The organism is Streptomyces sp. NPDC023723 (assembly GCF_040639815.1).
Taxonomy (GTDB): domain Bacteria; phylum Actinomycetota; class Actinomycetes; order Streptomycetales; family Streptomycetaceae; genus Streptomyces.
On sequence record NZ_JBFAAP010000107.1, the window covers coordinates 1 to 7053 of the forward strand.

The window sequence follows — 7053 nt, forward strand, 5'->3', positions numbered from 1 at the left end:
CGAACGCGGCCAGCCGCCGGCCGGCGGCGGCCGTGCCGTCGGTGCGGACGAGGACGCCGCGTGTCGCCGGGTCGGCCGTGGTGTGGCCGGCGGCCAGGTCCCGGGAGAGGACGACAGGGCCGAAGCCGAGCCCGCGCGCGTACACGGCGACGACCTCGGCGGTGACCCGGGCCCCGTCGCCCAGCACCAGCCGGATCCGCTCCCCCGGCTGGGCGCCGCGCTGTCCGGCGGCCTCGGCGCTGACCGCGACGGTGGCCCCGGTGAGCCGGTCCAGCGAGCCGCGTTCGGTCCCCAGGTCGAGGACGCCGGCCGCCCGGCCGGTGAGGATCATGGCCGACGCGGCCTCGGTCTCCGGCTCGCCGAACTGCTCGTAGGACCACACCACCGTGGTCGCGGCGACCGGCTCGGCCGCCCGGACCCCCGGCACCTCGCGGACCGATGCCAGGGTGTCCGCCGGGAGACCGCCCAGGGCCGGTGTGGTCAGGCGGTACTGGGCCAGGGTGCCGGCGCGGGTGTCGGCGGCGGTGGCGGCGAGGACGGTGGTCTGGGCGAGGGCGTAGGTCAGGACGAACACGACGCCCATCGCCAGCGGGCTGATCACCCCGGAGAGCCGCAGCGCGTGGGCCCGTACGTGGGACAGCGCCAGCCAGGTCGGGGCCGCCGCGCCGGGCCGCAGCCGGCGCAGCGCCGTCCGCCCGGCCGCCCGGACCAGGGCCGGGCCGGCCGGCGCCAGCCCGATCGCGGCGACGATGCCGGCCAGTGAGGTGGCCGAGGCGCCGAGCAGGGTGCGGGAGTACAGCGGCACGGCGGCGAGCACGCTCGCGCCGAGGATCAGCAGCAGGCCGGCCAGGGTGCGCGACCGGGACGGTGTGCGGGGTTCGGTGCGGGACTCGGCGACCGCCTCGGTGGCCGGCATCCGGGAGGTGCGCCAGGCCGCGCAGCGCGCCGAGAGCTGCACCGCGCCGGCGGTGAGCAGCAGGGTGGCGAGGGCCGGGACGGGGCTCAGCGTCAGCGGCAGACCGGCGGGCAGCACTTCGCGGTCGACGAGGACGTCCCGGAACACGTCGGCCAGCAGGTAGCCGAGGGCCACACCCGGCACCAGGGCGACCGCGGCGACCAGCGTCGACTGGGCGGCGGCCAGCCGCCGGATCTGCCGCGGTGTCGCGCCCACGGCCCGCATCAGCGCCAGGTCGCGGCGCTGTCCGGCGACGGCGAGGCCGAGCGCGCCCGCCGTGACGAAGCCGGTGATCAGCAGGACGATGCCGCCGAGCGAACCGGCGAGCAGGATGAGCAGGGAGCGGGCGGAGCCGACGCCGGGTTCGACGGCCTCGCCGCGGTCGGCGCCGGTGAGGATCCGCAGTCCGGTGCCGCGCAGCCGGTCGCGGACGGCCCGGGCGAGGTCCGGTCCGCCGCCGGGTTCGGCGCGCAGGCCGATCAGGTCGACGGTGCCGGCCCGCGGCCCGGCGCCGCCGGCCGCCCGGCCCGCCAGCCGCGCGGCCGTGCTGTCGGCGAGGTAGACCCCGGCCTCCGGGGCGTCGACCAGGGCGGTGACCCGGTAGGGCGCGGCGGGGCGGCCGCTGACGACGGCCCGGATCCGGTCACCGACCCGTACGCCGGTGCCCGCCGGTACGGCGATCTCGTCCGCGCCGGCCGGTGCGCGGCCCGTGACGCGGGCCCCGGCCAGCAGCCGGGTGGAGGACCAGCCGTGGCCCGCGGCGGCGGGGTCGGCGGTGGCCTGCCGCGGCCGGCCGGCCGGGTCGAGCAGCGCGGCCGGGAAGGTGATGTCACCGATCACGGCGGTCACGCCGGGCAGTCGGGTCAGGCGGTCGGTGAGCCGGGCCGGGATCGCGGCCCGCTCGGGCAGCGCGATCGGCAGGTCCCCGGCCGGGTGGTGTTCCTGGTCGGCGGCGACCACGACGTCCGCGCCGGCCAGCCGGCCGGGCGGCAGCTGGGAGCGCAGGCCGGTGTCGGCGAGTACGCCGGTGCCGGTGATCAGCACGGCGCCGCCGAGCACCGCGCAGGCCACGGCGAGCAGCGTGGCGATCCGGTGCCGGGCGGTGCGCAGGGCGAGGTACAGCATCGGTCAGCTCGCCCCCAGTACGACGAGCCGCTCGGCGAGCCGGGGCGCGGTCGGCGCGTCGAGGGACTCCACCACCCGGCCGTCGGCCATCACCAGCGCCCGGTGCGCGCGGGCGGCGGCGGCCGGGTCGTGGGTGACCATCACCACCGTCTGGCCGAGTTCGTCGACGAGGTCGCGCAGCAGGTCCAGTACCTGGTGGGCACTGCGCAGGTCCAGCGCGCCGGTCGGTTCGTCGGCGAAGACCACGGCGGGCCGGGTCACCAACGCCCTTACGATCGCGGCGCGTTGCTGCTGGCCGCCGGAGAGTTCGGCGGGGCGGTGGGTGAGCCGGTCGGCGAGGCCGACCCGTTCGACGAGGGTGTGCAGCCACCGGCGGTCCGGGGCGCGGCCCGCCAGCCGCAGCGGCAGCGTGATGTTGTCCGCGACGCTGAGCGACGGGATCAGGTTGTACGCCTGGAACACGAACCCGACGCGTTCCCGGCGCAGTTCGGTGCGGCGGGCCTCGCTCAGCCCGGCGATCTCCCGCCCGCCGATCCGGACGCTGCCCGAGGTGGGCGAGTCGAGTCCGGCGGCGCAGTGCATCAGGGTGCTCTTGCCGGAGCCCGAGGGTCCCATCACGGCGAGGAACGTGCCGTGCTCGACGGTCAGTGACACGTCGTCCAGGGCGCGGACGCCGCCCGGGTAGGTCTTGCCGACGCCGGTGAGGGCGATGGCGGGTGCGGTGCGCGTGGCGTCCGGCGCGACGGCGGTGCTCATCGGCGCCCGCGCAGCCCGCGGACGGCCAGGGTGCCGGCGGCGAGCACGGTGACGATGCCGCAGGCCAGGTTGACGGCGACGGGGGTGTCGCCGTAGGAGACCGCCATGTTGGTGACGGCGCTGAGCACGACCACGGCCCACAGCAGGGTCCGTACCAGGTCGGAGCGGCTGACGCCGGCCGTGCGGTCGCCGTCGCCGGCGTCCGCGTCGGTCAGCCGGTAGGGGTCGGAGTGCGGCATGGCGGGGGCCTTTCGGGGGCGGGTGACGGCCGCCGAGCACGGCCGTCCGGTATGCCGTCGACGCTAGGGAACGGCACCCCCCGCGGCCGATCCCGCAGCCCGCCCGGTCGGCGGTACAGCAGGCTGTACCTTCCCGGCCCCCGGCTGACGGCCGCGCCGCCCGCCGCCTAGGGTCGGTGCGTGACGGAGGTGGGCGGATGACGACCCGCGACACGGTGGCCGGGGCCGCCGGTTTCAAGGAGATCGCGCTGCGGGTCCTGCGGGAGGCCCGGGCCGCGGTCGCGCAGCTCGCCGGCGGGCTCGGCACCGCCGTCCCCGCCCTGGCCCTGCTGCTGCTGGCGGCCGGGGCGGCGGTGACCGCGCCGCTCGGGGTGGGGCTGCTGGCCGGCCGGGCGGTGCCGCGCGCCCTGCACGCGCTGGCCCGCCGGGAACGCGCCCGGCTCGGCCGCTTCGGGCCCGAGATAGTCGCCCCCGAGCCGCCGCCGGTCCGGCTGCGGGCGGCGCTCGCCGATCCGGTCACCCGGCGCGAGCTGCGCTGGCTGGTCCGGCACACCACCGCGGGCCTTCCGCTGGGGCTGCTCGGGGTGCTGCTGCCGGTGGCCGCCGTGCGGGACTGCCTCTTCCCGCTGCTGTGGCCGCTGGCGCCCGCGGACGCCACCAGCACCTCTCTCGGCATCGGCACCGCGCACACCTGGCCGGAGGCCGCCGCGGTGGCCCTGCTGGGCCTCGGCTGGATCGCCATCGTCCTCGGTCTCTTCCCCGCCCTGGCCCGGCTCCAGGCGGCCACCGGGCGGCGGCTGCTGGCGGCCGGTCCGGAGACCGACCTGTCGCTGCGGGTCGCGGAGCTGACCGCCACCCGGGCCGCCGCGCTGGACGCCCACGCCACCGAACTGCGGCGCATCGAGCGCTCGTTGCACGACGGCACGCAGAACCGCATCGTCACCGTCACCGTGCTGCTCGGCGCCGCCCGCCGGATGGTGGCCCGCGACCCGCAGGGCGCCGGCGAACTCCTGGAACGCGCCCAGTCGGCCGCCGAGCAGGCCCTGGCCGAGCTGCGGTCCGTCGCCCGCGGCATCCTGCCGCCGGTACTGGCCGACCGGGGCCTGGCGGGCGCGCTGTCCGGGCTGGCCGCGCAGTGCGCGGTGCCCTGCCGGACCGATGTCGAGGTGCCCGAGCGGTGCGCCGCCTCGGTCGAGGCGACCGCCTACTTCGTCGTCGCCGAGGCCCTCACCAACATCGCCAAGCACAGCGGCGCCCGGACGGCCACCGTCACCGCCCGGGCCCGGGCCGGCCGGCTGCGGCTGCGGATCGCGGACGACGGGCGGGGCGGGGCCGACGAGCGGGGCGGTTCCGGGCTGGCCGGCGTCCGGGACCGGGTCGCCGCCCACGACGGTACGCTCACCCTGGCCAGCCCGCCGGGCGGCCCGACCGTCCTCGACGTGGAACTGCCGTGCGGGACATGAGCGATACGGACTGCGGAACGTGACATGCGCATCGTGATAGCCGAGGACGACCCGTTGCTGCGCGAGGGGCTCGCCCTGCTGCTGCGCGCCGAGGCACTCGACGTGGTCGCCACCGCCGGTACCGCCGACGGCGCGCTGGCCGCCGTCGACGAGCACGAGCCGGACGTGGCCATCCTCGACGTACGGATGCCGCCCAGCCACACCGACGAGGGCATCCGGGCCGCCGTCGAGGCCCGGCGGCGCCGTCCCGGGCTCGCGGTGCTGGTGCTGTCGGCGTACGTCGAGCAGTCCTTCGCCACCGAGCTGCTCACCGGCGGGGTGAGCGGCCTCGGGTATCTGCTCAAGGAACGGGTCGGCCGGGTCGAGGAGTTCCTCGCCGCGCTGCGCCGGGTGGCGGCCGGCGGCACCGCCATCGACCCCGAGGTGGTCGCCCAGCTCTTCACCCGCTCCCGGCAGGACACCCGCCTGGAACGGCTCAGCCCGCGCGAGCGGGAGGTGCTGGCGCTGATGGCGGAGGGGCTCGGCAACACCGCGATCGCGCGGCGGCTGGTGGTGACCGACGGCGCGGTGCACAAGCACATCCGCGCCATCTTCGCCAAGCTCGACCTCTCCCCCGCCGACCAGGTGGACCGGCGGGTGGCGGCGGTGCTGCATTACCTGGAGGACGCCCGCCGCCGGAACTGAGCAGCCCCTCAAGGGACTTTGCCAGTTCTTTACAACCGGCCCTTCCGCTGTCTCGTCTCTCCGATCGTTACCCGCCCCGCCCGGTCGCCACCGGGCGGGGCGCCGAGACAGACCGACGAAGGAGAGCGCCCGATGCGCCGAACCACCCTCACCTCCCTGGCCCTCGCGGGCACCGCCGTACTGGCCGGTGCCGTGCCCGCGTTCGCCGCCGAATCGGCGACCACCGCCCCGAGTGCGGTGCCGGCCGAGAGCCAGGAGCCGACCGCGGTGCCGTCCGCCGCCGATTCGGCCGCCCCGGCGCCCGCCGAGGAAGCGACCGAGGCGCCCGCCGAGGGCCAGGTCTCGGTCGTCCCGTCCGGCGCCGCCGACACCGGCGTGTCGACGGCGGACCCGGCGGCGTCCGGGCCGGGCGACGCGCTGATCGGCGGCGGCGTGGCCGCGGTGGTCCTCGCGGGCGGCGCCACGGTCCTCGTCGTCCGCCGCCGCAGGGCGCACGGGGCGTGAGTACGTTCTCCAGGCGGGCGCTGGTCACCGCGGCGGCGGCCGCGCTGCTCGCGGGCTGCGGCGACTCCGGCACCGGTCTGCGTACCAGCCCCGGCGGGCGCGGCCCGCAGCCGTCGTCGCCCGCCGCGTCCGGCGGGGCGGCGCGGGCGGTGGCCCGTTCGGTCCCGGTGCGGCTCCAGGTCCCGGCGATCGGCGTGGACACGCCGGTCCTGCGGCTGGGGCTGGCGCCGGACGGCAGCGTGCAGGTGCCGCCGGTCACGGCGCACGACCGGGCCGGCTGGTACGAGCACTCGCCCACCCCGGGCCGGCTCGGCCCCTCGGTGCTGCTCGGCCATGTCACCGTCGGCGAGTACGGCGACGGCGTCTTCCGGCGGCTGGCCGAACTGCGCCGGGGCGACCGGGCCGTGGCCCGCCTGGAGAACGGCACGGCCGTCGAGTTCGAGGTCACCGCCGTGCGCACGGTGGCCAAGTCCGACTTCCCGACCGAGGAGGTCTACGGCGACGTGGACCGCCCGGAGCTGCGGCTGATCACCTGCGGCGGCCCCCGGACCGGCGACGGCTACGCCGACAACGTCATCGTCTTCGCGGCCCGGGTCCCCGCCGCCCGCTGACCAACCCACCCCCACAACCCTGGACTACGTTGAAACGCTCCCGTGACCGGGCGGCCTCCGAACTGTTCGCCGCCCTCTACCCGCGCCTGGCCGGCTGGTGCCGCCGGCTCGTCGACGACGACGAGACGGCCCACGAGATCGCCTCCGAGGCGTTCACCCGGCTCTGGGCCCGGTGGACGTCGGTGGAGGAGCCGCGCGGCTTCCTCTACGTCACCGCCGCCAACCTGGTCCGGGACCACTGGCGGAAACTGGAGCGCGAGCGCCGGGCGGTGCGCCGGGCCACCACGGAGGCCGCCGTGCGCCCGCATCCCGAGCAGGACGATCCCTCCGTACGCCTGCTGGTGCGGTCGCTGCCCGAGCGGCTGCGGGTGCCGATCCTGCTGCACTACTACGCTGACATGCCGATCCGGGAGGTCGCCGCGCTGACCGGACGCAAGGAAGGGACCGTCAAGGCCGATCTGCACGCGGCCCGGGAACTGCTCCGTGTCCATCTGAGGAGAAGCCTTGATCACACGCGTTGACGAGGGCGGCGAGGGCCCGGAGTCCGACGCCGACGACCCCTTCCTGGTGGTCCTGCGGCCCGCGCCCGGTTACCTCTCGGCGCCCCCCGGCCGCTACGAGCAGGTCCGCCGCGCCGCGTCCCGGCGCCGCCTGCTGCGCATGCTGGCCGGCGCCGCGATCCTGCTGGTCTGGATCTACGGCGCCGACTCCACCCG

At 77.3% G+C, this 7053-nt stretch carries 8 protein-coding genes and 1 pseudogene; 6 read left to right on the top strand and 3 right to left on the bottom strand.

Annotation, left to right across the window (positions count from 1 at the left end; genetic code table 11):
- From AB0G32_RS39945 to AB0G32_RS39955, 3 genes are all read right to left on the bottom strand, one after another.
- Nucleotides 1-2080 (bottom strand): FtsX-like permease family protein (locus AB0G32_RS39945; protein WP_361175851.1); only part of this gene is annotated, 2080 nt, incomplete at its 3' end.
- 3 nt (nt 2081-2083) lie between these two features.
- Nucleotides 2084-2836, bottom strand: a complete 753-nt coding sequence (locus tag AB0G32_RS39950) for an ABC transporter ATP-binding protein (RefSeq protein ID WP_361175854.1) — start codon at nt 2834-2836, stop codon at nt 2084-2086.
- Nucleotides 2833-3075: a hypothetical protein gene (locus tag AB0G32_RS39955; RefSeq protein WP_361175857.1), complete on the bottom strand. Its 243-nt coding sequence runs from the start codon at nt 3073-3075 to the stop codon at nt 2833-2835. The genes AB0G32_RS39950 and AB0G32_RS39955 overlap by 4 nt, the downstream gene beginning before the upstream one ends.
- Nucleotides 3076-3272: 197 nt before the next feature.
- Here AB0G32_RS39955 and AB0G32_RS39960 point away from each other — a divergent pair, with 197 nt between their 5' ends.
- The 6 genes and pseudogenes from AB0G32_RS39960 to AB0G32_RS39985 all read left to right on the top strand — a co-directional run.
- A complete protein-coding gene (locus tag AB0G32_RS39960; RefSeq protein WP_361175860.1) occupies nt 3273-4538 on the top strand; it encodes a sensor domain-containing protein in 1266 nt (421 codons plus the stop codon).
- Nucleotides 4539-4562: 24 nt separating this feature from the next.
- Nucleotides 4563-5222 carry a response regulator transcription factor gene (locus AB0G32_RS39965; protein WP_361175863.1) on the top strand — a complete coding sequence of 220 codons (660 nt, stop codon included), beginning with the start codon at nt 4563-4565 and terminating at the stop codon, nt 5220-5222.
- Nucleotides 5223-5354: 132 nt separating this feature from the next.
- A complete protein-coding gene (locus AB0G32_RS39970) occupies nt 5355-5726 on the top strand; it encodes a sortase-dependent protein (RefSeq protein ID WP_361175866.1) in 372 nt (123 codons plus the stop codon).
- Nucleotides 5723-6337, top strand: coding sequence for a class F sortase (locus AB0G32_RS39975; RefSeq protein ID WP_361175869.1), 615 nt, complete (start codon nt 5723-5725; stop codon nt 6335-6337). The genes AB0G32_RS39970 and AB0G32_RS39975 overlap by 4 nt, the downstream gene beginning before the upstream one ends.
- A gap of 29 nt (nt 6338-6366) precedes the next feature.
- The gene (locus AB0G32_RS39980; RefSeq protein WP_361175872.1) at nt 6367-6858 is read left to right on the top strand and encodes an RNA polymerase sigma factor; all 492 of its coding nucleotides are present in this window, start codon (nt 6367-6369) and stop codon (nt 6856-6858) included.
- Nucleotides 6842-7053 (top strand): annotated as a pseudogene (locus tag AB0G32_RS39985) (hypothetical protein); the annotation flags it as partial. The gene AB0G32_RS39980 and the pseudogene AB0G32_RS39985, both read left to right, overlap by 17 nt.

Coding starts and splice junctions, on each gene's coding strand:
- AB0G32_RS39950 (WP_361175854.1), bottom strand. CDS start 2,836: ATGAGCACCGCCGTCGCGCCGGACGCCACGCGCACCGCACCCGCCATC.
- AB0G32_RS39955 (WP_361175857.1), bottom strand. CDS start 3,075: ATGCCGCACTCCGACCCCTACCGGCTGACCGACGCGGACGCCGGCGAC.
- AB0G32_RS39960 (WP_361175860.1), top strand. CDS start 3,273: ATGACGACCCGCGACACGGTGGCCGGGGCCGCCGGTTTCAAGGAGATC.
- AB0G32_RS39965 (WP_361175863.1), top strand. CDS start 4,563: ATGCGCATCGTGATAGCCGAGGACGACCCGTTGCTGCGCGAGGGGCTC.
- AB0G32_RS39970 (WP_361175866.1), top strand. CDS start 5,355: ATGCGCCGAACCACCCTCACCTCCCTGGCCCTCGCGGGCACCGCCGTA.